Origin of the sequence: Limnohabitans sp., from assembly GCF_031539105.1 — a bacterium.
GTDB lineage: Bacteria > Pseudomonadota > Gammaproteobacteria > Burkholderiales > Burkholderiaceae_C > Limnohabitans.
Genome location: NZ_JAVKLM010000035.1, coordinates 23,883 through 47,711 on the forward strand (window position 1 = coordinate 23,883; position 23,829 = coordinate 47,711).

Below are 23,829 nucleotides of genomic sequence, written 5' to 3' on the forward strand. Positions count from 1 at the left end.
GTAAAACTTTGAGCCGCCTCAAGCTCACCCGCGACAAGATTTACAAAACGGTATCGCGCCAATTGCATGGCGTGGTGCCGTGTTGGGTCTGCGGGGGGCATGTGGCGCACGCTGACGCCACGCTAGAGCACATTCAGCCGCTGAGTGAAGGTGGCAACAGCCACCAAGAAAACCTAGCCATCAGCCACGACTGCTGCAACAACTTGCGGCATGCCAAAGCCAAGGCGTGAGTTGCTTTAGCGCTGTGGCGTGCGCTCTAGTTTTTGCACGTCAAAGTGCTGCGCTTTGAGTCGCTGCAGCAAGGCGTCATAAGCCTTGGCGCGCACCTGTGGTGAGCGCGATAGCACCCACAGGTATTCGCGTTTGGCGTCGCTCACGGCGGCCAGCTGGTAGTCGGCATCGAGTTCAATCACCCAGTAGTCGCCCCACACCATGGGCAGCCAGCTCAGCCATGCAGGCGCAAAACGCACTTGCAGTTTGGGTGAGTTGGTGGCACCTAATTGAATGGCTTTGCCCAATGCGTCGATGGTGCTGCCGTCAGCCGTGGCGCAGCTGTTGAGTACCTGCACCGAGCCATCGGTTTGCGCCAAATACTGAGCGCGTGTGTTGGCGGTGCATTTGGCTTGGAAGCGGTTGGGAAACTTGGCAATCTCATACCAAGTGCCCATGTAGCGAGGCACATCCAAAGTTGAGATGGTGGCGACGGGTGGCAAGGCCGCAGGCGTTGCGATGGTTTGTGCGGCAACTTTGAGTGAAGCCAGTTGCAAAGTGGCGACTGCTAAGCCAATGAGCATCCATGAACGTTTGAGCAGCATGACAACCTCTTTGTGATGTGTTTAAAAAGCCACTTGCGCACGCAAGCCGTGCAGCACGATTTCAGCGATTTGAATCAACAACAACAAGGCGATAGGCGACAAGTCCACCCCGCCCATCTGTGGCAACACGCGACGAATCGGGATGAGCAACGGCTCGATCAGCTGCGCCAAGACATAACGAATTTCAGCAGCTGCGCTGAACCAAGACATGAGCGCGTAGCCAATCACCATCCACATCAAGCTCGACAAAATCACGCTCAGCATTTCAAAGCCTGCGTTGACAACCAAACCCAGCCACTCCGAGGTGGCGCCCGCCATGATCCAAAGCAGCGAATGTTTGGCCAGCAGCACCGCATAAGCGGCCACCAAACTGGCCGTGTCCAAGCGACCCAGTGCTGGCACATAACGGCGCACGGGCAGCACGATCCAATTGGTGACGGCAAACACAAACGGCGCCAGCGGGTTGCCCCCGCTGCGCGACAAGTTGATGCCCATCAAGTGCATGTACATGCGCAGCAAACAGGTGCCCGTCACCAGGCCGACGGCGAAGTGCAGGACTAAAGAGAAAATTTGTAACAGCATGGCTGGAGTTTAGGCGGGCTCAGGCAAAATTTGCGCATTCACCAAAGATTGTTCTGTATGAAACAAACCCCTGCCTTGCCGCGTTTTATTTTTGCCAGCCGCTGGTTGCAGCTGCCTTTGTATTTGGGCCTCATCGCGGCGCAAGGCGTGTATGTGTTTCATTTTTGGGTGGAGTTGGTGCACCTCATCGAGGCTGCGTTTGGCAGCCAAGCTGCGCTCGACGCCTTGGTCACCAGCATTGGCTACAAAAACGGCATGACGGTCACGCACCTGAGTGAGTCCATCACCATGCTGGTGGTGCTGGGTCTGATTGATGTGGTGATGATCTCTAACTTGCTCATCATGGTCATCGTGGGTGGCTACGAAACTTTTGTCTCGCGCATGTACCTCGAAAACCATCCGGATCAACCTGAATGGTTGAGCCATGTGAACGCCTCGGTGTTGAAGGTCAAGCTGGGCATGGCCATCATTGGCATTTCGTCCATTCACTTGCTCAAGACCTTCATCAACGCCGCCAACTACGACGAGAAGGTGTTGATGTGGCAAACCATCATTCACATCACTTTCTTGCTCAGCGCGTTGGCGATTGCGCTGACTGACAAACTCTCGCACGCGGCACATACCTCGCCCCACCCATCGCCTGCCTCTTCTTCGCACTAAACACAACGTACTAAGCAGCACGCCACTTACATGCAATTACGCAATCCTATTCACCGCAACGCACTCGTTCTTTTTTCGGGTGGGCAAGACTCCACCACCTGTTTGGCCCATGCACTGTCGCAATACGAGCGCGTGGAAACCTTGGCGTTTGACTACCGCCAACGCCATTTGGTGGAGCTAGAAGCACGCATGCAAGTGCTGGCCCAAGTGCGTATGCAGTTTCCACAGTGGGCCCACAAGTTAGGCGAAGACCATTTGCTTGACCTCGGCGTGCTGGGGCAGGTGAGCGAAACATCGCTCACGCGCGACATGGCTTTCAAGATGGAGGCCTCCGGTTTGCCCAACACCTTTGTGCCTGGGCGTAACTTGTTATTCCTCACCTTGGCTGCGGCGTTGGCCTATCGCCGTGATTTGGATGTCATCGTCACCGGCGTGTGTGAAACCGATTTTTCAGGCTATCCCGACTGTCGTGACGACACCATGAAAGCCATGCAAATTGCGTTGTCACTCGGAATGGATCGCCGCTTGCTCATTGAGACCCCGTTGATGTGGATCGACAAAGCGCAGACCTGGCAGTTGGCCTATGACCTTGGCCAAAAAGCACATGTGAATGGTGGCGATCAACTGGTAGACCTCATCGTGGAGCACACCCACACCTGCTACATGGGTGACCGCACGCACCGCCACGATTGGGGCTATGGTTGCGGCACCTGCCCTGCATGTGACCTGCGCGCTAAAGGGTGGGAGCGCTGGAAGGCCTGAGCTTTGTTTGCGTTTTATTCCGCGACCAGCACAAATTTGGCGGCGCTGCCTTCTGGCGCAGGCACAAACTGCCACACCGTCTCGTGGTGGCTCGCGACACTGGGGCGGTGGGCGATAGACACCAAACCGCCGCCTTCTTCGCGCACCATCGTCAGCAGCTTTTCGTAAAGCTTTTTTTCAGCAGCTTCATCCAAAGCGCTGGTGACCTCGTCTGCAAACACCCAGCGTGGGCGTTTCAGCAGCACACGGGCCAAAGCCAAGCGCTGCTGCTCGCCACCCGACAGCTGTTGTGTCCAATGGCCAGCCACGTCAAGGTCGTTCGCCAAGTGCGGTAGCAGCGCGTCGTACAGCGCGTTCTTCAGGGCTTCATCGGTGTAGTGCTCGGCACTGTCGGGGTAGGCCAGCGCTTGGCGCAAAGTGCCTTCGGGGAAGTAGGGGCGCTGTGGCATGAACACACTGCGATCGGGCAACACCACGGGGCCGTAGGTAATGGGCTCGCCATGGCGGTCGTGTGTGGGCGAGGTGACGTGCGGCCAAATGCCCGCCAACACGCGCAGCAAGGTCGACTTGCCGCAGCCCGAGGGGCCACGAATCAGCACGGTGTCGCCTGCGGCTGCGTTGAGCGAGGTGTCGGCCAGCAGCACATCGCCATTGGGTAGCGAAATGGTGAGCGGTGTGGTGTGCAGGGCGTTGATGCCAGTGTGCGTGGTCGTGTCTGGCTGCGCTGCCTCATCCACTTTGATTGCCAACATCTGGTCTTGAAAACTCGTCAAACGCATCGTGGTGGCTTGCCACGACGCCAAGCGGCTGTAATTGCTGATGAACCAGCTGAGCGACTCTTGCACTTGGCCAAACGCCGACGAAATTTGCATCAACTCGCCCAGCTGAATCGCACCACTGAAGTAGCGTGGTGACGCCACCAACATGGGGAACACCACCGCGGCTTGGCCGTAGCCTGAGTTGAACCAGGTGTAACGCTTTTGCACGCGCAGCAAGCGCATGAAGTTGTCCAGCACCTGTGCAAAGCGTTCTTGCAATGACATTCGCTCCACACGGCCACCACGGTCAAGCGCAATGGCTTCGCTGTACTCGCGCACACGCATCAGGTGGTGACGAAAGTCGGCTTCTAAGCGTTGCTGCGTGAAGTTGAGCGATGCCATCGAGCGGCCAATGACGTGGCCGATCAAGCTGCCCGCGAGTGCGTAAGTCAAGGCCATCCACACCATGAAGCCGGGGAGGTTGTAGGTCTCGCCCATCACCTCAAAACTAAAGCCGCCAGAGAGCCCCCACAAGATGCCTACAAAGCTCAGCAGCGTTACGGTGGCGTCGAGCAAGCCCAGCGACAAGCCCACGGTATCCGCGGTGAACTGCTGCACATCTTCTTGAATTCGTTGGTCGGGGTTGTCTGTGCAGTTTTGGCTTTGCAACTCGAGCTGGTAAAACACATGACCCTTGAGCCAGCGTTGCAAATAGTCGCGCGTCATCCATGCACGCCAACGCACTTGCAGCAATTGCGTGAGGTAGAAGCGGTACACCGCCACGATGATGAAGCATGTCGCCAGCATAGCGAACACCCCGAGCTGATGCCAAAACACAGCGGCGTCGCGGTTTTGCAGCGCGTCGTAAAACACGCGGTTCCAGTCGTTGAGCAACACCATCAGGTACACCAGCCCCAAGTTCAAGCTGATGCAAGCGGTCAGTAGAAAACGTGCACGCCATTTCTCTTCAGACTTGAAATAGGGCAGCGACAAGGCCCAGACGCGGCTGAGCTGCAAGCGGCTTTTTTGCCAATTCGTTGCCACGTTGTTGGTGACGCTTTTAAATGCGTTCATGTGTTTTCAGACTTCGGTGTTGCGCACGCCGCTGGCCACATGGCCTGCCGGCACGTGGCGGGCAGCCGATTCGATGTGGCCGGTTTGGTCGTCAAAGAAAAAATCGGGTTCAAACTCGCGCAAGAACTCGCCTTTTTCAAGGCCGCCCAAGAACATGGCTTCGTCTACCTCAATGTTCCAGTTCATCAGCGTGCGAATCGCGCGTTCGTGCGCGGGGGCGCTGCGTGCCGTGACCAGCGCGGTGCGGATGCGCATGTGCGGTGTGCCCGCCTGTTGCAGCACCTGCAGGGCCAAGAGCAGAGGCTTGAAAGGGCCCGCTGGCAAAGGCTGTGCTGCATTGTTTTTTTCGTGCTGTTGAAACGCGTCCAAGCCTTGGGTTTGAAACACGCGCTCAGCCTCGTCGCTGAACAACACCGCGTCGCCGTCAAAGGCAATGCGCACTTCGTGTGGGTTGGCCTCTGACGCGTGTGCTGAGTGCGGGTACACCTGCGCGGCGGGCACGCCTGCATCGAGCGCCGAGCGCACGTCAGACAAGTGTGTGGACAAAAACAAGTTGGCGTTCAGCGGACGCAAATAGCGCCAAGGCGATTGCCCGCGTGTGAAGCTGCCGCGCTGAATCGGCAAACCGTAGTGCTGTGCCGAACGAAACACACGCATGCCGCTGACAGGGTCGTTGCGCGAGAGGATGACCACTTCCACGCGTTGCGCTTCAGAGGTGTTGAATGCCAACAGCTTTTGCACCAATGAAAACGCCACGCCAGGTTTGGCGGGGGTCTCAAGGCGGTCGAGTTGCAAGTTCATGTAGGCGCGGTCGTCGCCTTGCTCAAAAACTTGGTTTTCTTCTTCGAAGTCGAACAGCGCTCTTGAAGAGATGGCAACGACCAATTTGCCGTCGAGAGAAACACCCATGAATTACCTCACCCACTGATTGAGTTGAATGATGGGCAGCATCACTGCCAACACGATGAGCATCACCATCGCGCCCATCGCCACGATGAGCAAGGGCTCCAGAATCGTCGCCAGTTGTAAAGCGCGGCGTTGCACTTCTTCACTCAGCTGTGCCGCGGCGCGTTGCAGCATGGTGGGTAGTGTGCCGGTTTGCTCGCCCAAGCGCGAGAACATGACCAGCAAGCGCGGAAAGCGTTTGTGCTGTGCCAGCGCCGAAGCCAGTGGTGCACCTTCACGCACCAGCACCAAGGCGTCTTGGGCGTCGCGCTTGAGCGCGGTGTTGCTCAGCGTGTCGGCGGCGGCTTGCAAGGCTTTCAAAATCGGCACACCCGCGGTGGCCAGCATTGCCAGCGTGCTGGCAAAACGCGCCGCGTTGTAGCCGCGAGCCAAGCGGCCAATGAGGGGCAACTGCAACCATGCGGCATCAAAACGCAAACGCAGATCGTCTTGTTTCAAGGCCATACGGCTACCCACGCTAAGGGCTGCGACCCATAACAAGCCCCACAACCAAAAGTCTTGTACAACGCCGCTCAAGGCCAGCATGAAACGGGTCAGCGCGGGCAGTTGTTGCTGGTTGCTGCCAAACACTTGTGCCACTTGCGGCACCACGTAGGCCAGCAAAAACAACACGATGACCAATGCCACCAAGCACACGATGGCGGGGTAAAGACCAGCGGCCAACAGCTTGGCGCGCAAGTTTTGTTGTTCTTGCAAATCGTCGGCCAAGCGCTCCAGCACCAGCCCCAAGTGGCCGCTTTGCTCGCCCGCGCCAATCACGGCGGTGAAGATGGCGCTGAACTCGCGTGGGTGTTGGCTGAGTGCTTTGGCAAATGGGGCACCTGCATTCACCTCGGTGCGCAGGGCAGATACCAAGTCGCGCTGGCGGGGTGTTTCGGCTTCGTCGCTGAGCGCTGACAACGCACGCTCCAATGGCAAGCCCGCATTCACCAAGCCAGAGAGTTGGCGTGTCCACACCGCCAAAGCTGTGGTGCCAAACACTTTGCTTTCCCAAATGACGGTGTTCAAACCGCTGCTGGTGCGTTGCACGGGCTCGACGTTGAGGGGCACCAAATCTTGTGCGCGCAACTGGCTGCGTGCGGCGCGTGCGGTATCGGCCTCCAGCACGCCACGGCGCGTTTGGCCTTGGGGGTCTAGGGCTTCAAACGAGTAGGCGGGCATGGTGGGTCGGGCTAAGTTGCAGCGGATGGTTGCAGAGGTTCAGTCGCGCGTCACGCGAATCAGTTCTTCACGGGTAGAAATGCCTTGGCGCACCAAGCGCTCGCCGTCGTCACGCATCAGCGCCATGCCGTTGCGCAAGGCTGCCTCGCGCAGCTCCGCTTCACTGGCTTGGTTGTGGATGAGGGCGCGTATGTCGTCGTTGGTGGTGAGCAATTCAAAAATGCCGGTTCGGCCTTGGTAGCCGCTTTGGCCGCAGGCGACGCAGCCCATGCCGTAGGCTTCTCCACGGTTATCGCGGCAGTGCGTGCACGTCTTGCGCAGCAGGCGCTGCGCCAACACGCCCAGCAGCGAGGAGCTGAGCAAGAAGGGCTCCACGCCCATGTCGGTCAAGCGCGTCACGGCGCTGGCGGCATCGTTGGTGTGCAGCGTGGCCAACACCAAGTGGCCGGTGAGCGAGGCTTGGATGGCAATTTGCGCGGTCTCGTAGTCGCGAATCTCACCAATCATGATGATGTCTGGGTCTTGGCGCAGGATGGCGCGCAGGGCCTTGGCAAAGTCCAAATCAATCTTGGGGTTCACCTGCGTTTGGCCCACGCCGGCCAGCTCGTATTCAATTGGGTCTTCCACCGTCATGATGTTGTTGCGTGTGGCGTCTAGCCCTTGCAGCGCCGCATACAGCGTGGTGGTTTTGCCTGAGCCCGTGGGGCCGGTGACCAAGATGATGCCGTGGGGTTGCTTGACCAAGTTTTCAAAGCGTTGCAGCGTGTCGCCTTCCATGCCCACCGCTTGCAACGTGAGTTTGCTCTCTGTCTTGTCGAGCAAACGCAGCACGGCGCGCTCGCCATGTGCACTGGGCAAGGTGGACACACGCACGTCAATCGCACGTTGGCCCAAGCGCAATGAAATGCGACCGTCTTGCGGCAAACGTTTTTCGGCAATGTCCAACTCGGCCATGATCTTCAAGCGCGAAATGAGGGCTGCATGCAAGGCGCGGTTGGGTTGCACCACTTCGCGTAGCGTGCCGTCGACACGAAAACGCACGCTGCTGTGGCGCTCATACGGTTCGATGTGAATGTCGCTCGCGCCATCACGTGCGGCTTGCGTCAGCAGCGCATTGAGCATGCGGATGATGGGCGCGTCGTCTGCGGCTTCGAGCAAGTCTTCCACCGCGGGCAGTTCTTGCATCATGCGGGTCAGGTCAGCGTCACTCTCGACTTCGCTCACCACCGCCGCGGCGTTGCTGTCGGCTTGTGCGTAGGCTTCGCTGATGCGTTTGGCCAATGTGGCTTTGTCGGTGTACTCAAACGACTGCACGGCGTGACGGCGGGTGATCTCGCTCCACGCGCTCAGGTCGGGCGCGTCGCTGTGCCACAGCGTGAGCGTGCGGTCATCGTCCTCCAGCAACAGCTGGTGGGTGCGAGCAAAAGCGTAGGGCAGCGGGCGGCGCATGGGTTATTTCGCGGGGGTAGATGCAGAGCCAGGGGCTGTTGCGGGCAGCGGCGGCAACACAGGGGCGCTGCCAGCGCCAATGATGGGGTTGAAGCCGGGCTGTGAACTTTGCTGCAAGCCCATCATTTGTTGGTAACGGTTGTTGCTGAGTGCGTCAGAGGCCGCTGCATCGCGCACCACCACAGGACGCAAGAACACCATCAAATTCTTTTTGGTGCGGCTGCGGCTTTCGCTTTTGAACAACCAGCCCAACACAGGAATGTCGCCAAACAAGGGTACTTGGCTCGCACCGCCTGAATATTCATCTGACAGCAAGCCGCCCAGCACGATGATGGAGCCATCGTCCACCAACACATTGGACTCAATGCTGCGCTTGTTGGTGATCAGACCCGCGGTGGATGAGCGCGTGTAGTCGATGCTCGACACCTCTTGGAAGATGGTGAGTTTGACGGTGCCGGTTTCGCTGATTTGTGGTTTGACCTTGAGTGTCAAACCCACGTCTTTGCGTTCCACAGTTTGGAAGGGGTTGACCGAGCCATTGCTGGTGTTGTTGTTGGTGTATTGGCCGGTGACGAAGGGCACGTTTTGGCCCACGACGATCTTGGCTTCTTCGTTATCAAGCGTGAGCAGCGTAGGCGTAGACAACACATTGCCGTCACCGTTTTGTTGCAAGAAAGTGGCCAAGCTGCTCAGCACATAGGTGCCGTTGATTTGCTTTGCACTGCCGATGTTCAGTCCACCACCTAAAGCACTCAAGGCGGTGGCTGCGCCACCTGAGACGCTCAAGATATTGCCTTGTCCCACTGTGGTGGTGATGGGGTTGTTGAAGTTGGTGCCGATGATGCCCACCGTGCCGCCCTTTTGGCCGTTGGCGGTTTGCCACTGAATGCCCATCTCTGCTGCTTTGTCAGCGTTGACCTCAGCAATCAAGCTCTCCACCATGACCTGCGCGCGGCGTTGGTCGAGCATGTCAATCACAGCACGCAGCTGACGGTATTGCGGCTCGGGCGCTGTGATGATGAGCGAGTTGGTGGCTGTGTCGGCTTGAATTTGCCCACCGGTAGCCGAGCCTGCAGAGGCGGTGGTGCTTCCCAATGTGCTGCCTGTCGTCATGGGTGACGAGGGGTTGGTGGCCATGGGAGATACGCCCGCACCTGTGGCCATGGCGCTGCCTGCATTGGCCGTGGCTTGTCCGCTCACGGCGGCACGCAAGGTGGTGGCGAGTTTGGTGGCGTCGGCGTTTTTCAAATACACCACATGGATGTTGCCGCTGGCGCTGGCGCCGCTGGGCTGATCAAGCTTGGCCACCAATGACTTGACCAAGGCCACGCGTGCCGGGTTGGCTGCACGCACGATGAGGCTGTTGCTGCGTGGCTCGGCCAGCAAGGTGGTTTTGTATTCGGTGCCCGTTTGCCCCGGAGTGGCGGCCGCTGCACCTGCATTGTTGGCGTTGCCCGACTCGACCAAGCGCAACACCAAAGGTGCCAAGTCCACCGCAATCGCGTGCTTGAGCTGAATCACCTCCACGTCGCTGGCGTTTGACACATCCAGCGTGGCAATGATGCGGGCCATGCGCTGCAGGTTGTCGGCGTAGTCGGTGATGATGATGGAGTTGTTGCCGGGGTTGACGTTGATGGTGTTGTTGGGGCTGATGAGTGGACGCAGCACAGGCAACAAATTATTGGCTTGCTCAAAGTTGAGTTTGAAGATGTGCGTGACGATTTGGCCGCTGCCCGACCCACCTTGGCCACTTTGAATTTCTTGCACATTGCCGCCTTGCAGCTTGGCATCGGCCTCGGGCACGATTTTGTACAAGCCTTTGGTCTCCACCATGGCAAAGCCTTGCAAACGCAACGCGGCCAAGAACTGGCTCCACGCTTCGTTGGCCGACACGGGCAGCTCGGTGGTGAGGTTGATCGTGCCTTTGACGCGCGGGTCGACCACCAAGTTGCGGTTGGACAGCGTGGCCAAGGTGCGTGCCACAGACTCGATCTCGGCATTCACAAAGTTGAGCGTGATGGGCTCTGATGACGCTGCTTTTTTGGCAGGTGGCGCAGCGTGTGAGAGCGACAAGCCCAGCATGACAGGGGCAAAGCTCAAGCTCAGCGCAAGCGCCAAGACAGAGGGTTGGAAGAAATTGCGTTGCTTGGCCATATGCGTTAACCCATTTTCAAAATCGACTTGGCACCTTGGCGTTGGCCAAGGATGTTCAATAAATTAGAGAGCGCGGCTTCAGCATCAGGCGCGGCCGAGGCTTCGCCTGTAAAGCGCACATGCCCATTCACTATTTGGCCGCTGCCTGTGAGTTGCAAGCTGCCTTCGAGTGTGTCCAGTGTGAGTGCCATTGTGTCGCCGCCTTGCACGCGCACGCGGTAGGTGCCCAAGGGGCGCAAGGTGGACAGGCGTGTGGACAGCTGCTGCATTTGCAATTCGGCTTGGCCTTGCAGCTGCCCTTGGTTTTGTTCTTGGCTTGGTGCCTTGCCGGCTTGGTGTGTCCATTGCAGCTGCGTGGTGTGCAGCTGCATTTGGCCTTCGGGCTGAATGGTGTTCCACGGCGCGCCCAAGCCCACCAGCCAGCTGGCAGGCCAGTTGGACGTGTGGTCGCTGACCTGCACGCTCAGGCCACGCCATAGGGGCGACACATCGACACGCACGGGTTGTGGTGTGCAGCAGGCCGAGTCGATCGTGGCACTGAGCGCGAGCTGAAAGTTGGCCAAGTCAACACGGGGGCCAAGCTGCCACGTCACGCGCGTGGGCAGTGCGGTGGTGTTGGCGGGGTGCGCTAGGTTGGCCGATGCCGCGCTATTGAGCGGACCTTCGTTGAGCACCCACTGCGCCGAGCCGTTCCACACCGTGCCTTGTGCATCTGGCAGCAACACACGTTCGCCGCTGGCTTGCTCGATGGCTTGCGTCAGCCAATGCGCGGGGGCTTGGGTGATGAAAGCCAGTGCCAATCCCAAGCCCGCGCCCATGCATGCCCAACGGGTGCTGGTGCGTGTGGTGGTGGCGAGGTGGCGTTGCATGTGTTGGTGCTGTGTTGGCTTGTCGTTAGCGCGCCGCTGCACCACGAGTAGGCAAGCTTAGAACTAGGCTGCCATCCCACACCACAGCCGAGTTAGCGGCATTGCTGCGCGTCAAGTGAGCTTCCACAGGCAATGCTTGCGCCTGGCTGCGTGCTTGCGTCAACCAATTGGCTAAGGTGGGTGCGGGTACCGATTTGAGTTGCACCGACACGCGGTCGCCCTGCACGTTGAGTTGCATCAGTGCGCCCGGTGTGAGGCTTTGCAAACTGCGCAGCGCTTCGTCACGCGACAGCGGTGTGCGCGTTTGCAGCGCCTGCGCTTGGTGTTGCAGGGCCAACATGTGAGCCTGCTGCTGGCCAATTTGGGCACGGCGGTTGTCGCTGTCACGCAAGGTGTTGAGCGCTGGCGCGATGGCGATTGACCAAAACAGCCACACACCTAGCAATGCACCGAGCACCGACACACCGCGTTGTTCGCGTGGGCTCAAAGCTTGCCAGCGAGAAAGGGTTTGTGCGCGAAGTGCTTTCATTTCGTGCCCTCCGCTTGCAACACCCAGGTGTCATTGCCGTCTTGGCGCAGGCTCAGGGCTTGCGCTTGGAGGCGTGCCACACCTGCGGGGTTGTTGTCGAGCGCCACACCTTGCACGCGCAGCATGTGGTTGGCGTAATGAATTTGCTGAGGTGTTTGTCCTGCGGGTAACGCGCCTGCTAAGGCGGCTAGCAAAGGCTCAAGGTCGGTGCTGGAAGCCGTGCCCGATTTTTGTTGCAGGGCATTCACCTCGCGCTGCATTTGCAGCGGTGCGTCGATGACCAAGGTGACCGTGGGAAAAGTGGTTTTCAAAATACCTTGGAGCGAGGCTTGTTGCGCGTTCAAAGCGTTGCGCTCTTGCCAAGCCAAGGCGTTGAGCCCCAGCACTTGCAGGGCGACCAAAGCCAACACGCCCCAGCGCACGGGCTTGTATGCGGGTGCATGCAGCAAGGTTTGCCACGCGGCCAGCACTTGGCGCTGTGCGCGTTGGGCGCGGCCTTGTGCCCATTCGCCTTGCGCCAAATCCCAGTTGGACTGGCTCGACTTGACCCAACGCTGCGCTGCGCTTTGCAGCATGGGTTGGCGTTGCAGCGTGCTTTGCACGCGGGCCACCATGGCGGGCTCGGCTTGAATTTGTAAATCGTCTTGGCTCAGTTCGGCAAAGGCACGCCAATGCGCCGTGTTGGGGGGCAGCAGCGTCACGCCGTGCGCATGGCAAAGCAGGCTTTGTGAATGTTCGGGCTCGCCCATCACTTGCAGCACGGGTTTGTCTGTGGGCGACAGTTCGGGCACGATGCGTTGCACCGTCAGGCCTGCGGCTTGCAGTGGTGCCAGTGCCTCGCGCAACCATGGTTTGTCGCACACGGCCACCAAGGTTTCGCCACCCAAGCGGGCGGTTGTTTGGGTATCGGGCGCAAGCACGATGTGCAGCTGTTGCGGGTCGTCCAACAAGCGGTCTTCCAGCAAACCTTGCAACACGCTTTGCAAACGCGGGCCGTGGCTGGCGGGTGGCAGATGCACGCGCAGCCAAGCCAAACGGCTGTGGGGCACCACGGCCACCACCTCGCCTGCGTGGGCCGACAAAGTAGCTGCAGCACCCGTGGCGCTGCGTTGCACACTGTGTCCGTCCGAATGCACATGGGCATAGCCTGCTGCGGCATGGGCGGAGGTGTGGGGCAGGGCGATGATCAACATAGAAAAATCATTGTAAAGAGCTCACGTGTCGCCAAATGATCTTCAGATCGCTGGCATCGCGCTGCACCAAAGATCGCTCTTGCAGCACCGTTTGAGGCATGCGCAACCGCCCCATCACTTCAAAGTAACGTGTGTTCACGCTGTGTGTGCCCTCTAGGCTAACGGTGCGACCCAAGGCTTTTTGAAACGCTTCTACGCTGGCCCAGTGCTGGCGCTCGCGTTGTTGTACCAAGCGTTGCGCGTCTGACAAGCTCAAGCCCGGCACGCTGGCGTACAGCACTTGCAGGCTGGCGGTGTTGAGGTTGACCGGTGTGCGCACAGGCAACACGGTGATGTGGGGACTGAGGGTTTGCAGGGCTTGAGGCGATAAGCCAAACCAGCTGAGTTGGCTCACACGTTGCGGCATGAGCGGTGCGCTGCTGTTTTGTTTTTGTGCTGCCAGCAGGCCTTGGGTCAGCAGGCTGAGCTGGGCGGGTGGCACGCTCAAGACGTCAAACAATCGCTCAAATACAAGAACCGTTTTGGCATCGAGTTGCTCGCCTTGCAGCAGGTTGGCCACATTCAGGCGGCCTTGCAGATCTGTGATGGCGCCAGACAGCAGCACGTTTTGCGCGAGTTTGTCATCGTCCACCGTGTTGCTTGTGCCCCTCGTTCCATCAGGCAGTGCGGCCAAAAAGCTAGACAAACGGGCCTCTTGCAGCGGCACAGCCCAAGGCTCGGCCAAGTGGTCGGCCGGCGCGTTGGCGTCGCCCGCACGCGCGTCTTCGCGCAAGATGACGCGTGCCCAGTCGAGTGCACCCGTCAGCAGCCAACGCGCTTGCGTGCGTTGGCGCTCGGCACCTTCGACCTCGATGGATTTCCATTGCTGCCACAAGGCGCCTGCGGCAAACGTGGCTACCAACGCCACGGTGAGCATGGCGGCCAGCAGCGCTGCGCCGCGTTGGTGGGTGTGCGCGACGTGCTTCATGTTTTGGTGTTGCTGAAGTTGGGCCGCACCCAGTCTAGGGTGATGCGACCGCGTACGCCGGTGCTGGCGGGCAGGTCGATTTGCAGGCGTATGGCGTCGGGCAACACGCCTTGGCCTGATGCGCTGCTGCTTGTGTCTGTGTTGCCAGCGCTAGAAAGTGGGTTGGTCCACGCGTTGCCACGGAAGTAGGTGATTTGCCATGCTTCTAGTGGGATGAGTGCGGTTTCAAATGCCGCGTCGTCAGCGCTTGCGTTTTGCCCCCAGCGTTCGGCGTTGGCCCACGCTTGTTGCAGCGCTGCGCGCGTTTGCAGCGGTGCCGATTGCCAGCGCAGCCATTGGTTGTTGCGCTGTGTCCAAGCCACCACCCACAGGCCAGCATCTGCACCATCGGCACGCCAAGCGGTGGCGCGGCGTGTGATGCGCAGCGTGCGGCCATCCCACTGCACGCCTGCATCGGTGATGCTGGGCACAGGCTGCACGGCATTGAGGTCGGCCTGCCATTGGGCCAGCACAGTTTGCAGCACAGCGGTTTTGTCCACTTGCGCTTGCGTGATATCGCGGCTGCGCATGAGGCTATCCAAGCCACGCCAGCTCAATCCCGCCAGCACCGCCATGAGGGTGATGGCGATGAGTAGCTCGATGAGTGTGAAGCCGCGTTGACCCTTGGTGCGTGCCATCAGTAACGCCCCAGCACGGTGGTGATGTTGAGCACGGGCGTGGCTGCATCAAACACCTGCGCGTCCACGCGACGAAACGCGGGGTTGGGCGTGGTGCGCACGGTCAGCGCCACTTCAAAGTTGCGCTCGGCTTGCGGGCAAGGCACGCGTGAATCGCCCACGCCAGGCAGCTGCTGCGACAGGCGCAACTGGTTCAGTGCGTTGTCAGCGCATATTTGAGCCAGCAGCACATCGGCTTGGCGCTGCGCGTTGCGCGTGAGTGCACCGCTGACCTTGAGCCCGCTCATGAGCGCGACAGATACGATGGCGAGTGCCACCAACACTTCAATGAGTGTGAAGCCGCGTTGTTTCATGGCGTCACTCGAAACGGCTGCAAACCATCGGTGCCGATGTTGAGGCTAGGTGTTGGCTTTGCACTGTTGGAAGTGGCCAAGCTCAGTGTGATGCGAGCGGGGGCGAGGATGGGTTCAGGCCCGAGCACGACCAAATTGGCAGGGGTTGCATTGTTGGTTGATGCCGCGTCTGAGGAGACAGCCGCTTGTGTGCCAGCGGAAAGCCATGTTTCTGTCCGCATTGCCATGGGGTTGGCTGAGTTGCCACCTTGTGTGGCGCTGGGTGCCAGCGTTGGTCGAATCACAAACCCCTCTGGCGTGGCCTGCCAGATCAGCGCAACGCCGCTGGTGCGCGACTGTGCGCGTGCAGCTTCTAAAACAGCGACCAATCGTTGGGCCTCACGCTCGAGTTGCGTTTGGCTGCTGTCACGCAGTGACAAGCTCACACCGGCCACGCTGAAGCCGATGATGGCCAGCACCACCAACAGCTCCAACAAGGTGAGTCCATGCTGGCGCTGCATGATGGGCTTTGCGAACAGCTTTACTGCCAGCTGCCGAGGTCGGCGTTTTTGCCTTCGCCGCCGGGTTGACCATCAGCGCCGAGTGACAGTACATCCACTTCACCTTTCACGCCAGGGTTCATGTATTGGTAAGGGCGGCCCCATGGGTCATTGGGCAGCTTGTCGATGTAAGGTTTCCAGTTCAGCGGTGTAGGGCCCGCGGTGGGCTTGACCACCAAGGCGTTCAGGCCTTGCTCTGCTGTGGGGTAGTTTTGGTTGTCCAAGCGGTAGAGCTTGAGGGCTTGCATGAGGTTGCCCACGTCGGTTTTGGCGGCGGTCACGCGTGCGTCGTCGGCACGGTTGAGTACGTTGGGCACCACCAGCGCAGCGAGCACGCCAATGATGGCGAGCACCACCATCAGTTCAATCAGTGTGAAGCCGCGTTGGCGTTTGGTTTTTGGGGTGGTTGGCAGGGTGTGCATGGCGGACATTTCAATCGTTCTCAGTTCAATGATGAATCATAATCCGCGCATGCTTAGCCAACGCCCTTCATTTGCCAACGTCTTTAGCGTGTCGTCGCGTGTGGTGTTGCCTATCGCCTCGTTGCTGGTGTGGGGCGCTGTGGCATTTAGCGCGGTCACGTGGGGTTTGCGTTGGTCGGCCACGGGCGCTGCGCCTAGCAACGCCACGGCTGCTGCGCAAGCTTTGCCCGAAGTCGATGCGTCTGCCGCTGCCCGCAGCTTAGGGGCTACGCCTGTGCAAGCCATTGCTGCGCCAACTTTGGCCAGCCGTTTTCAGCTGCAAGGCGTGATGGCGGGTGGGCCCAATGCAGGTGCTGCGCTGATTGCGGTGGATGGCAAAGCGGCCAAGCCCTACCGTGTGGGGGCTTTAGTGGCCGATGGTTTGCTGTTGCAATCCGCCGAGGGACGTCGCGTGACTTTGGGTGCCGCGATGGACGGGCCGCAAATCTTGGTTTTGGAATTGCCGGCTAAGAAGTAATCAGCGCTGCAAGAACAAGCGATAAGCCGGGTTCAGCGTCTCTTCCACAAACGGATAGCCCAGCGCCTCTAAGAAAGCGGTGAACGCTTTGTTGTCAGCTTTGGGTACTTGCAAGCCCATCAAAATGCGGCCGTAGTCTGCGCCTTGGTTGCGGTAATGGAATAGGCTGATGTTCCAGCCGGGACGCATGGCCAGCAAGAACTTCATCAACGCGCCAGGGCGCTCCGGAAATTCAAAACGCAGGATGCGTTCTTCGTGTGCGAGCGACGAGTGGCCGCCCACCATGTGACGCAGGTGCTCTTTGGCCAGCTCATCGTGCGTGAGGTCAATCGCATCGAAACCGTTCTTGGTGAAGTGACTTGCGATTTTGCTGCTCTCGCCTTTCACGCCCGTGGTCAAACCCACAAACACGTGGGCCTTGGCTTGGTCGCTCATGCGGTAGTTGAACTCGGTCACATTACGGGGGGATTTGCTGCCGCCAAAGCTGGGCAGCTTGCCAATCAGCTCGCAAAAGCGGCGCAGGCTACCCGGCTGCTCGGGGATGGTCACGGCAAACAAGGCTTCGCGTTCTTCACCCACCTCGGCACGCTCGGCCACAAAGCGCAAGCGGTCGAAGTTCATGTTGGCGCCACACAAAATGGCGGCGTAGGTTTCGCCCTTGGTTTTGTGCTCGGCCACATATTGCTTGATAGCAGCCACGGCCAATGCGCCTGCTGGCTCGACGATGCTGCGGGTGTCTACAAACACGTCCTTGATCGCGGCACACACTGCATCGGTGTCTACGGTGATGTAGCTGTCGACCAAGTTTTTCGACACGCGGAAGGTTTCTTCACCCACCAGCTTCACGGCGGTGCCGTCAGAGAACAAGCCCACGTCGTTGAGCGTGACGCGTTTGCCTTTGGCTACGGACTGCATCATGGCTGACGAGTCGTCCATTTGCACGCCAATCACTTGGATGTCGGGGCGCACCGCCTTGATGTAGTTGGCCACGCCGCTGATCAAGCCACCGCCGCCGATGGCGACGAACACAGCGTCTAAACGCCCTTGATGTTGGCGCAACATTTCCATGGCAATCGTGCCTTGCCCAGCAATCACATCGGGGTCGTCAAACGGGTGCACAAAGGTCATGCCGTTTTTCTTCTCGAGCGTGAGCGCGTGGGTGTAGGCGTCTGAGTAGCTGTCGCCGACCAACACCACCTCGCCGCCCAACGCTTTGACCGCTTCAATCTTCACGCTAGGCGTGGTGGTGGGCATGACGATGATGGCCTTGGTGCCTAAGCGCTTAGCACCCAGCGCCACGCCTTGGGCGTGGTTGCCGGCCGAGGCGCAAATCACCCCCTTCTTCAACTGGGCTGGCGTGAGGTGTGCCATTTTGTTGTAAGCGCCACGCAGCTTGAAGCTGTGCACAGGCTGCTGATCTTCACGCTTGAGCAGCACGGTGTTGTGAATGCGGTGGCTCAGGTTTTTCGCCACCTCCAGCGCAGATTCAACGGCCACGTCATACACACGGGCGGTCAAGATTTTTTTCAGGTAATCGGCGGGCTGCAGCGCGCGGGGCTTGGGGGTGCGGGTAGACATGGGGTGATTGTCTCTTAAGCCGCGGGTAGTCAATCGCTGAGTGACGCGCGCTCTTTCCACGTATGTTTTATTTCAAAGTAGCGGTCCATTCGTGATTTTTAAATATTGCACACGTGCTATAAAATATGAACTATCAAATATTATTTTTTGCTGCTTCGGTGCAGGCATTGATTGAAAAGTGGCCGGTGGGCATTTATGCCAGTTTCGTGCGTATTACCGAGCAAATGGTATTGAGCGGGCCAAATCTCGGTATGCCTTACACCAAGGCCATGGGAGACGGCATATTCGAAATTCGAGCACGAGGTGCAGAGGGAATAGGACGGGCGTTTTTTTGTTGCATGAAAGGACGACAGGTTGTGATCTTGCATGGTTTTGTGAAAAAGACCCAAGCCACGCCGATCAAAGAATTGCGACTAGCGAAACAACGAATGAAAGAGGTGTTGAATGACTAACGTAAACCAAGAAAAATTCAAACCTGTCGTTTTTAACCCGAAGAAAACGGCGGCCCAAAGGCGCGCAACTGACTCCGCGTTTCAAAAAGCCTACGACGCATTAGAGGATGAATTTGCTGCATTGGCCGAGTTGCTTAAAGCTCGCAAAGAAGCAGGCTTAACCCAAGCTGATGTCGCAGCGCGTATGGGTGTCAGCCAGCCAGTGCTGGCGCGTATTGAATCCAGCCTTGGCAACCGCAACCATGCACCATCGCTCAGCACCCTGCGCCGCTATGCGCAGGCATGCGGCAAGCGCTTAGTCATCCGCATGGTCTGATTCGTAGGCGAAAAAAAACCCCGAGTTTTGCAACTCGGGGCTGAATCCACTTTTGAGGGTGGAGGAGACAAGCCTCAAGTGTAAGCAATTTTCATTGCGCCGCAACATTTCGCAGACAATGACAGCAACAAATTTATCGGAGAAACACACATGGAATGCACCGTCAGCTGGACCGGCAACTCTGGCACTCGCTCAGGCATGGGCTTTATTGCAGAAACAGGCAGCGGCCATGTGGTGGCCATGGACGGCGCACCCGACGCAGCCAAGCCAGAAAACGGCGGCCAAAACTTGGCGCCCCGTCCTATGGAACTGTTGTTGGCGGGTACAGGCGGTTGCACAGCGTATGACGTGGTGCTCATCCTCAAGCGTGGTCGTCATAACGTGCAGGGCTGCAGTGTGAAGATCATCAGCGAACGCGCCATCGAAGACCCCAAGGTGTTTACCAAAATCAATATGCACTTCACTGTCACGGGCCAAGGTGTGCCAGCTGTGGCCGTGGAACGCGCCATTGCCATGAGCCACGACAAATACTGCTCAGCCAGCATCATGCTGGGCAAAACGGCGGAAATTACCACCAGCTTTGAGCTGGTTGAGATTTAAAAAAACTTTAAACCCGATGCGCCACTGTCGTCATGACCTTGGCTGCTACTTGCATCAAGGCTTTGAAAGGCGCGGGCAGTTCGGCAGCACCTGCCGCTAAAGCCTCTTTGGCGTGCTGTGCTTCGTCAGCTTTCATTTGCGCCACGATCGCTCGGCTAGCGCCATCATTGACGGGCAGCAGGCCGAGGTGGCTTTCTAAATGGGCCTCAACTTGACGTTCGGTTTCCACCACAAACCCCAGGCTCATGCGGTCGCCGCCCAGCTTGGCTGCGGCGTAGCCAATAGCAAATGAGCCTGCGTACCAAAGCGGATTGAGCCAGCTGGGTCGTCCGCCCAGTGCTTGCAGGCGTTGCTCGCACCAAGCCAAGTGGTCGGTTTCTTCGTTGCAAGCCGTGGTCAGGTGCTGACGTAATGCGTCGTTTTTTGTGGCCAAAGCTTGCGCCGTGTAAAGCGCTTGGGCGCAGACCTCGCCCACGTGGTTCACGCGCATCAGGGCAGAGGCTTCGTGCTTTTCAGCATCGGTCAGTGGGGCAGGGGTGGGCACCTCGGCCGCCCACATGGGCGTGGGGCGGTTGGCGTGGTGGCGGGCAAACACGGTGCGCAAGGCGCTGTCGGCGGCGATGAGTAATTGGTCCATTTTTAATGCTGAATTGGGTGTTCGGTGATGAATTGTCGTAGCGCAGCATTGACGCGCGTTTGCCAGCCTTTGCCTGTTGACTTGAAAGCCTCTAACAAATCGGCATCCAAACGTATTGCTGTAAATACCTTAGGTGCTTCTGCGCGTGGCCTACCGCGAGGACGTTTCTCAGCCAAGAGAGCCGCATAAATTTCAGGGGGCAGAACGTCGCTGGCTGGTTGCGCATTTGCAAACCATTCATCATCAAGCTCTCGCGCATTGGCATCTTGAGCAATGCCTGCGCGAATGGCGTCATCCTCTGGTTCAGAGGGTGTAAGGATGGTTTGGATAGACTTAATTTTTGTTGGCATAGCGTGATACCTCTCTTGCATTGGCTTTACGCATCAGCCATCGCAACCCCGTGCTTGACTTCACTCTTTTCGTGATCGAACTCGTAAAGCATTTTATAATTTATTGTATAAACAAAAATAAAAAATACAAGTTCCCACTATCACTTCAAATGCGTGGTGCAAGTGAAAGCCTCACTCAGAAAAGCACCAAGCCCAAGCCGTCGAAACATCGACATACCAAGGGTTTGCGAGGGTTTGGTGAAATATTTGTTGCAACAACGCAACGTAAATGACGATTTTTTGGCACTTGTCACACTTCAACCCACAAGCGTCTGGTTCAATACGTGCAACTTCCCGAAAACGGAGGTTAGCTCTGGAATCCCAGAGAACCTGTTCAAACCTTGGAGAACCTTGAAATGAAAAAAACCCTCGTTGCTATCGCAGCATTGACCGCAGTGTCAGCATTCGCCCAATCTTCTGTTGTTATCGACGGTTACTTCGACCGCGCTTTCACATCTGTGAACAACACCAACAATAACTTGGATGCCAAGTCAGTTGGTTCTAACGCAGGTACAACTACCGTTGGTATCAAGGCTCGTGAAGACCTCGGTGGTGGCTTGTCTGTTGGCGGCTCCGTCAACACCGACTGGGCTGACCTGGGCGGCGCACAGCAAAAAGATGCAATCGGAACTGCTCAACGCGGCGGTTTTGCTAACAGCCAGTCTTTTGTTGACGTGACTGACGCCAAGCTGGGCACATTGCGTTTGGGTGCTCCAAACAGTTTCACATTGACCAACGCCACTGCAGTTGCTCAGCCAGGCTTCTCAACAGCTATTGGCTCTGCTTACAGCTCAAACTTTTCAACTGTGAACGGTCTGGGAACCGGCAAGACTGATAACGGCGGCATCGTTAACGCATCTTCCGACATCAAAAACAGCGCCGCAACTGCTCAAGCAGGCGTGACTGCTGGTCAACGTGCTATTCGTATTGCTAACACTGTGCAGTACTCGTCACCAGCTATGTATGGTGTTACTGCTCACGTTGGCTTCACACCAAAAAACAACAACGATACTGGCGCTGGTACGGCTGCCACTTTCAACACGTCGTCTGCTACAGCTAACACTGCAGTCAAAGCATATGGCAACACAGTTGGCGTGACAGAGTATGCCTTGCGTTACACACAAGGCCCAGTGGATGCCATGTACACAAGCATCAAGTACTCAGTTGGCAACAACATTATTGGTGCTGGTGGTTCTGTAGCCACAACAGCTTTAGCTGCTAATTTGACCAACACACAAAACCTGTTGGGCGCTACTTACACAGTTATGCCTTCACTGAAACTCCACGCTGGTTTCGGCAATTTCTCTTCAAGCAACGATGCTTACAAAGGTAAGAGCACACAGTACGGTGCGACTTACACAACTGGCGCTTGGGACATCGCCGGCCAAATGGCTAAAGTTGATGACCAATCAACAAACGATGCAGATCGTAAGATGACTGGTTTGGGTGTGAACTACAACTTGAGCAAAACAGCTCGCGTTTACGCTCGCTACGACAACATCAACTACGCTTCAAACAAAGCAGCCTTCGAAGGCTCAGCTCAAAAGCGTACAGCTATCGGTGTCAGCAAGTCCTTCTAATCCCCCTGCTGGCTTAGCCAGTTAAGGATTTAAAAGACCTAAAGCCCCATCCCTTGCAAAAGTGGTGGAGCTTTTTACTAATAAAAAATATCGGAGATAAAAATGAAAACAATTTCAAAAATTTCTTTAGCTTGCGCCTTGCTTGTTGCTGCATCGGGTGCATTTGCACAAAAAGCCGGTGACAACATCATCAGCGCGGGTTTGGCTTCTATCAACCCAGATACTCAATTAGGTCACATAACTAATACCGGTGCAACCCAAGCTGCTGTGAATGGAGCAACTGCAAAAGTTAGTAGCGAAACGACACTCTCATTGAGCTGGTTGCATATGTACACCGACAATGTGGGCGCCGAAGTCACTATTGGTATTCCACCAACTATGACTCAAGATTTAACAACCCCTGCCACAGGCGCACATCCCGGTGCAGCAAAAATTCAACTTCAGTCTCCTGCGGTTGTGGCCAAGTATTTCTTTGGCTCAACTCAAGATCAGTGGCGCCCATATTTGGGTCTTGGCGTCGCGCATGTTTCGTTTCATAAAATAGAAACTAATGCTGGTGATACGACCGTTCAGGCCTTAAGCCGTAATGGTGCTTCGTTGAGTTCTTCTTGGACACCTGTTTACAACGCAGGCGTTATTTACAACATTGATGACAAGTGGAGTATCAGTGGCTCTGTTTCATATTTGCCAGTCAAAACAACAGCTACTTTTGTGGGTGCAACTGGATATGGATCAACTACTGGCGATGTAAAGCTCAACACCACCGACTACGTGGTTCGCGTAGGCTATCGCTTCTAATCCCCCCGCTGGCTTAGCCAGTTAAGGATTTAAAAGTCTCAAACCCCACTGTGGCAACACAGTGGGGTTTTTTAATGGGTGGTTTGCAACGCATTGGCAACCACCTCTTGCATCAGCTGCATGGCGGCCTTGTGCGTCGCCGTCATTGGGCGGCGTGCTGACCACACCAGCATGAGCTGGCTCATGAGCTTGGGTTTTTCCACACGATGCGTGGTGAAGTCTTCGGGCTTGGCAAAGTTGCTCAGCGTGTAGGCGGGCAGCACGGCGTAGCCCATGCCTTCTTTGACCAGTTCCAAGATGGCGTTCAAGCCGTCAATTTCCAGCACGATGTTGGGCTTGCAGTTGAGCCGCAGCATTTCGGTGTCAATCAGCAAGCGAAACGCGTTGGGGCGGCTGGGCGCGATGAGGGGCAGCTTGGCCAAGTCGGCCAGTTGCACCACAGGCTTGAGCGGGGCGTTGCCTGTGAGAGGCTTGCTTTTTTTGCCTGCAATCAACACCAGTGTGTCTTCGTGCAAGACCGTCATGTCCAAATCGGGCGAGGGAGCTGGGTTGTAGAGCACGGCCATGTCGAGGCGGCCCGCACGCAAGCTTTCCACCATCAACACCGAGAAGCCTTCGGTCAACGACAGCTGCGCATGGGGCAAGGCTTGGCGAAACGCCATGGTCAGCGGCACAGTCACCAGCTTCGACAAGCTAGGCGGCAAACCAATCGACACGCGTCCTGCCAATGCGCCGCGCACCGAGCCCAGCTCTTCTATGGCCACCGCCACTTGGTGCAAGATGCCGCGTCCGTGCTCGAGCAGCACCAAACCAGCCTCTGTCACGGTAACGCCGCGGCCATTGCGCATCAACAAGTTTTGGTGCAACTCCACTTCCAAATGGCGCACATGGCGGCTGAGCAAAGGCTGCGGAATGTTCAAGGCAAGTGCGGCTTTGGTGAAGCTGCCCAGTTCGGCCACGCGCACAAATGATTCGATTTGTTTGAGTTCCATAGAATTCTCTATTTTGTATAACCTATTGTCTGTTATTTAA

The 23,829-nt window shown here is 57.5% G+C and carries 28 protein-coding genes; 9 read left to right on the plus strand and 19 right to left on the minus strand.

Translation table 11 applies throughout. The features are described 5' to 3' along the window. Positions 1-8: 8 nt before the first annotated feature. Positions 9-230 (plus strand): HNH endonuclease signature motif containing protein, encoded by a 222-nt coding sequence (locus RMR24_RS09130; protein ID WP_310614765.1) that lies wholly within the window; start codon positions 9-11, stop codon positions 228-230. Between the two features lie 6 nt (positions 231-236). Here the strand turns inward: RMR24_RS09130 and RMR24_RS09135 are convergent, their stop codons facing one another. Together RMR24_RS09135 and RMR24_RS09140 are read right to left on the minus strand one after the other, a co-directional pair. Further along, positions 237-815, minus strand: coding sequence for a lipocalin family protein (locus RMR24_RS09135; RefSeq protein ID WP_310614766.1), 579 nt, complete (start codon positions 813-815; stop codon positions 237-239). 21 nt (positions 816-836) lie between these two features. Beyond that, positions 837-1,397 carry a YggT family protein gene (locus tag RMR24_RS09140; RefSeq protein ID WP_310614767.1) on the minus strand — a complete coding sequence of 187 codons (561 nt, stop codon included), beginning with the start codon at positions 1,395-1,397 and terminating at the stop codon, positions 837-839. Between the two features lie 57 nt (positions 1,398-1,454). Here RMR24_RS09140 and RMR24_RS09145 point away from each other — a divergent pair, with 57 nt between their 5' ends. Both RMR24_RS09145 and queC read left to right on the plus strand, forming a co-directional pair. After that, complete coding sequence (locus RMR24_RS09145; RefSeq protein ID WP_310614768.1) at positions 1,455-2,057, plus strand: TIGR00645 family protein; 603 nt, start codon at positions 1,455-1,457, stop codon at positions 2,055-2,057. A 48-nt stretch (positions 2,058-2,105) separates the two neighbouring features. Further along, positions 2,106-2,819: a 7-cyano-7-deazaguanine synthase QueC gene (gene queC, locus RMR24_RS09150; protein ID WP_310614837.1), complete on the plus strand. Its 714-nt coding sequence runs from the start codon at positions 2,106-2,108 to the stop codon at positions 2,817-2,819. Positions 2,820-2,833: 14 nt separating this feature from the next. Here queC and RMR24_RS09155 read toward each other — a convergent pair whose 3' ends face one another. Genes RMR24_RS09155 through gspG form a run of 13 tightly spaced genes read right to left on the minus strand, consistent with a single transcriptional unit; the run spans position 2,834 to position 15,930 of the window. Beyond that, positions 2,834-4,651, minus strand: a complete 1,818-nt coding sequence (locus RMR24_RS09155) for an ABC transporter ATP-binding protein/permease (protein ID WP_310614769.1) — start codon at positions 4,649-4,651, stop codon at positions 2,834-2,836. A gap of 6 nt (positions 4,652-4,657) precedes the next feature. Next, entirely contained in the window at positions 4,658-5,560 is a 903-nt protein-coding gene (locus RMR24_RS09160) for a 5'-nucleotidase (protein ID WP_310614770.1), read from the minus strand. Between the two features lie 3 nt (positions 5,561-5,563). After that, positions 5,564-6,778 carry a type II secretion system inner membrane protein GspF gene (gene gspF / locus RMR24_RS09165; protein ID WP_310614771.1) on the minus strand — a complete coding sequence of 405 codons (1,215 nt, stop codon included), beginning with the start codon at positions 6,776-6,778 and terminating at the stop codon, positions 5,564-5,566. A gap of 39 nt (positions 6,779-6,817) precedes the next feature. Beyond that, positions 6,818-8,227 (minus strand): type II secretion system ATPase GspE, encoded by a 1,410-nt coding sequence (gene gspE / locus RMR24_RS09170; RefSeq protein WP_310614772.1) that lies wholly within the window; start codon positions 8,225-8,227, stop codon positions 6,818-6,820. 3 nt (positions 8,228-8,230) lie between these two features. Next, positions 8,231-10,381, minus strand: a complete 2,151-nt coding sequence (gene gspD, locus RMR24_RS09175; protein WP_405023332.1) for a type II secretion system secretin GspD — start codon at positions 10,379-10,381, stop codon at positions 8,231-8,233. A gap of 5 nt (positions 10,382-10,386) precedes the next feature. Continuing rightward, on the minus strand, positions 10,387-11,250 hold the full coding sequence (gene gspN / locus RMR24_RS09180; protein ID WP_310614773.1) for a type II secretion system protein N: 864 nt from the start codon (positions 11,248-11,250) through the stop codon (positions 10,387-10,389). Between the two features lie 25 nt (positions 11,251-11,275). Beyond that, positions 11,276-11,779 carry a type II secretion system protein GspM gene (gspM, locus tag RMR24_RS09185; RefSeq protein WP_310614774.1) on the minus strand — a complete coding sequence of 168 codons (504 nt, stop codon included), beginning with the start codon at positions 11,777-11,779 and terminating at the stop codon, positions 11,276-11,278. Then, positions 11,776-12,972, minus strand: a complete 1,197-nt coding sequence (gspL, locus tag RMR24_RS09190) for a type II secretion system protein GspL (protein WP_310614775.1) — start codon at positions 12,970-12,972, stop codon at positions 11,776-11,778. The genes gspM and gspL overlap by 4 nt, the downstream gene beginning before the upstream one ends. A 7-nt stretch (positions 12,973-12,979) precedes the next feature. Beyond that, positions 12,980-13,939: a type II secretion system minor pseudopilin GspK gene (gene gspK, locus RMR24_RS09195; protein ID WP_310614776.1), complete on the minus strand. Its 960-nt coding sequence runs from the start codon at positions 13,937-13,939 to the stop codon at positions 12,980-12,982. Next, positions 13,936-14,616: a prepilin-type N-terminal cleavage/methylation domain-containing protein gene (locus RMR24_RS09200; protein WP_310614777.1), complete on the minus strand. Its 681-nt coding sequence runs from the start codon at positions 14,614-14,616 to the stop codon at positions 13,936-13,938. Before RMR24_RS09200 ends, gspK begins: the two co-directional genes overlap by 4 nt. Beyond that, positions 14,616-14,969: a type II secretion system minor pseudopilin GspI gene (gene gspI, locus RMR24_RS09205; RefSeq protein WP_310614778.1), complete on the minus strand. Its 354-nt coding sequence runs from the start codon at positions 14,967-14,969 to the stop codon at positions 14,616-14,618. Before gspI ends, RMR24_RS09200 begins: the two co-directional genes overlap by 1 nt. Continuing rightward, positions 14,966-15,469 (minus strand): prepilin-type N-terminal cleavage/methylation domain-containing protein, encoded by a 504-nt coding sequence (locus RMR24_RS09210; RefSeq protein ID WP_310614779.1) that lies wholly within the window; start codon positions 15,467-15,469, stop codon positions 14,966-14,968. Before RMR24_RS09210 ends, gspI begins: the two co-directional genes overlap by 4 nt. 20 nt (positions 15,470-15,489) lie before the next feature. Then, entirely contained in the window at positions 15,490-15,930 is a 441-nt protein-coding gene (gene gspG, locus RMR24_RS09215) for a type II secretion system major pseudopilin GspG (protein ID WP_310614780.1), read from the minus strand. 49 nt (positions 15,931-15,979) lie between these two features. Here gspG and RMR24_RS09220 point away from each other — a divergent pair, with 49 nt between their 5' ends. Beyond that, positions 15,980-16,447, plus strand: a complete 468-nt coding sequence (locus tag RMR24_RS09220; protein WP_310614781.1) for a type II secretion system protein N — start codon at positions 15,980-15,982, stop codon at positions 16,445-16,447. Here RMR24_RS09220 and ilvA read toward each other — a convergent pair whose 3' ends face one another. After that, positions 16,448-18,025 (minus strand): threonine ammonia-lyase, biosynthetic, encoded by a 1,578-nt coding sequence (gene ilvA / locus RMR24_RS09225; RefSeq protein ID WP_310614782.1) that lies wholly within the window; start codon positions 18,023-18,025, stop codon positions 16,448-16,450. A 125-nt stretch (positions 18,026-18,150) separates the two neighbouring features. Here ilvA and RMR24_RS09230 point away from each other — a divergent pair, with 125 nt between their 5' ends. The 3 genes from RMR24_RS09230 to RMR24_RS09240 all read left to right on the plus strand — a co-directional run bounded on the left by RMR24_RS09230 (position 18,151) and on the right by RMR24_RS09240 (position 19,393). Beyond that, positions 18,151-18,477, plus strand: coding sequence for a type II toxin-antitoxin system RelE/ParE family toxin (locus tag RMR24_RS09230; RefSeq protein ID WP_310614783.1), 327 nt, complete (start codon positions 18,151-18,153; stop codon positions 18,475-18,477). Beyond that, positions 18,470-18,793, plus strand: a complete 324-nt coding sequence (locus RMR24_RS09235) for a helix-turn-helix transcriptional regulator (protein ID WP_310614784.1) — start codon at positions 18,470-18,472, stop codon at positions 18,791-18,793. The genes RMR24_RS09230 and RMR24_RS09235 overlap by 8 nt, the downstream gene beginning before the upstream one ends. A 150-nt stretch (positions 18,794-18,943) precedes the next feature. Then, on the plus strand, positions 18,944-19,393 hold the full coding sequence (locus tag RMR24_RS09240) for an OsmC family protein (RefSeq protein WP_310614785.1): 450 nt from the start codon (positions 18,944-18,946) through the stop codon (positions 19,391-19,393). 7 nt (positions 19,394-19,400) lie between these two features. Here RMR24_RS09240 and coq7 read toward each other — a convergent pair whose 3' ends face one another. Both coq7 and RMR24_RS09250 read right to left on the minus strand, forming a co-directional pair. Next, complete coding sequence (gene coq7, locus RMR24_RS09245) at positions 19,401-20,030, minus strand: 2-polyprenyl-3-methyl-6-methoxy-1,4-benzoquinone monooxygenase (RefSeq protein ID WP_310614786.1); 630 nt, start codon at positions 20,028-20,030, stop codon at positions 19,401-19,403. A 2-nt stretch (positions 20,031-20,032) separates the two neighbouring features. Then, on the minus strand, positions 20,033-20,380 hold the full coding sequence (locus RMR24_RS09250; RefSeq protein ID WP_310614787.1) for a BrnA antitoxin family protein: 348 nt from the start codon (positions 20,378-20,380) through the stop codon (positions 20,033-20,035). A gap of 395 nt (positions 20,381-20,775) precedes the next feature. Here RMR24_RS09250 and RMR24_RS09255 point away from each other — a divergent pair, with 395 nt between their 5' ends. After that, on the plus strand, positions 20,776-21,999 hold the full coding sequence (locus tag RMR24_RS09255) for a porin (protein ID WP_310614788.1): 1,224 nt from the start codon (positions 20,776-20,778) through the stop codon (positions 21,997-21,999). Between the two features lie 102 nt (positions 22,000-22,101). After that, on the plus strand, positions 22,102-22,797 hold the full coding sequence (locus RMR24_RS09260; protein WP_310614789.1) for an OmpW family outer membrane protein: 696 nt from the start codon (positions 22,102-22,104) through the stop codon (positions 22,795-22,797). 71 nt (positions 22,798-22,868) lie between these two features. On the opposite strand, the gene RMR24_RS09265 is transcribed toward RMR24_RS09260, so the two are convergent. Next, the gene (locus RMR24_RS09265; RefSeq protein WP_310614790.1) at positions 22,869-23,789 is read right to left on the minus strand and encodes a LysR substrate-binding domain-containing protein; all 921 of its coding nucleotides are present in this window, start codon (positions 23,787-23,789) and stop codon (positions 22,869-22,871) included. Positions 23,790-23,829 lie beyond the last annotated feature (40 nt).